At 53.7% G+C, this 1,827-nt stretch carries 1 rRNA gene; it reads left to right on the top strand.

What is annotated here, in order from left to right:
- The first annotated feature begins 219 nt into the window (after positions 1-219).
- A 16S ribosomal RNA gene (locus tag GQ56_RS0101440) occupies positions 220-1,752 on the top strand.
- Positions 1,753-1,827: the final 75 nt, after the last annotated feature.

Raw genomic sequence — 1,827 nt, 5'->3', positions numbered from 1 at the left:
GCGCTGCTGAGAAACACGAAGTTCCTCGCAGAATGCTCTTTAAAAATTAACAGCCGATAAGTGTGGGCGCTTGATGGAAGCGAGCTGATCCTCGGATCAGATAGCAAAAGTATCAAGAGTCTCACACTAAAGTAAGTCAGGTTTATGAAGCAATTCATATTCCTGTCAGCTTTGAGTGAGCGACCGGTTCTTAACGGAACCGAAAACAGTAACAGGTTTGAACTGAAGAGTTTGATCCTGGCTCAGATTGAACGCTGGCGGCATGCCTTACACATGCAAGTCGAACGGCAGCACGGGTGCTTGCACCTGGTGGCGAGTGGCGAACGGGTGAGTAATACATCGGAACATGTCCTGTAGTGGGGGATAGCCCGGCGAAAGCCGGATTAATACCGCATACGATCTACGGATGAAAGCGGGGGACCTTCGGGCCTCGCGCTATAGGGTTGGCCGATGGCTGATTAGCTAGTTGGTGGGGTAAAGGCCTACCAAGGCGACGATCAGTAGCTGGTCTGAGAGGACGACCAGCCACACTGGGACTGAGACACGGCCCAGACTCCTACGGGAGGCAGCAGTGGGGAATTTTGGACAATGGGCGAAAGCCTGATCCAGCAATGCCGCGTGTGTGAAGAAGGCCTTCGGGTTGTAAAGCACTTTTGTCCGGAAAGAAATCCTTGGCCCTAATACGGTCGGGGGATGACGGTACCGGAAGAATAAGCACCGGCTAACTACGTGCCAGCAGCCGCGGTAATACGTAGGGTGCGAGCGTTAATCGGAATTACTGGGCGTAAAGCGTGCGCAGGCGGTTTGCTAAGACCGATGTGAAATCCCCGGGCTCAACCTGGGAACTGCATTGGTGACTGGCAGGCTAGAGTATGGCAGAGGGGGGTAGAATTCCACGTGTAGCAGTGAAATGCGTAGAGATGTGGAGGAATACCGATGGCGAAGGCAGCCCCCTGGGCCAATACTGACGCTCATGCACGAAAGCGTGGGGAGCAAACAGGATTAGATACCCTGGTAGTCCACGCCCTAAACGATGTCAACTAGTTGTTGGGGATTCATTTCCTTAGTAACGTAGCTAACGCGTGAAGTTGACCGCCTGGGGAGTACGGTCGCAAGATTAAAACTCAAAGGAATTGACGGGGACCCGCACAAGCGGTGGATGATGTGGATTAATTCGATGCAACGCGAAAAACCTTACCTACCCTTGACATGGTCGGAATCCCGCTGAGAGGTGGGAGTGCTCGAAAGAGAACCGGCGCACAGGTGCTGCATGGCTGTCGTCAGCTCGTGTCGTGAGATGTTGGGTTAAGTCCCGCAACGAGCGCAACCCTTGTCCTTAGTTGCTACGCAAGAGCACTCTAAGGAGACTGCCGGTGACAAACCGGAGGAAGGTGGGGATGACGTCAAGTCCTCATGGCCCTTATGGGTAGGGCTTCACACGTCATACAATGGTCGGAACAGAGGGTTGCCAACCCGCGAGGGGGAGCTAATCCCAGAAAACCGATCGTAGTCCGGATTGCACTCTGCAACTCGAGTGCATGAAGCTGGAATCGCTAGTAATCGCGGATCAGCATGCCGCGGTGAATACGTTCCCGGGTCTTGTACACACCGCCCGTCACACCATGGGAGTGGGTTTTACCAGAAGTGGCTAGTCTAACCGCAAGGAGGACGGTCACCACGGTAGGATTCATGACTGGGGTGAAGTCGTAACAAGGTAGCCGTATCGGAAGGTGCGGCTGGATCACCTCCTTTCCAGAGCTATCTCGCAAAATTGAGCGCTCACGCTTATCGGCTGTAAATTAAAGACAGACTCAGGGGTCTGTAGCT

Source organism: Burkholderia paludis, assembly GCF_000732615.1.
Classification (GTDB): domain Bacteria; phylum Pseudomonadota; class Gammaproteobacteria; order Burkholderiales; family Burkholderiaceae; genus Burkholderia; species Burkholderia paludis.
Note: the sequence above shows the minus strand (reverse complement) of the source record. Positions and strands in the feature narration are given on the sequence as shown.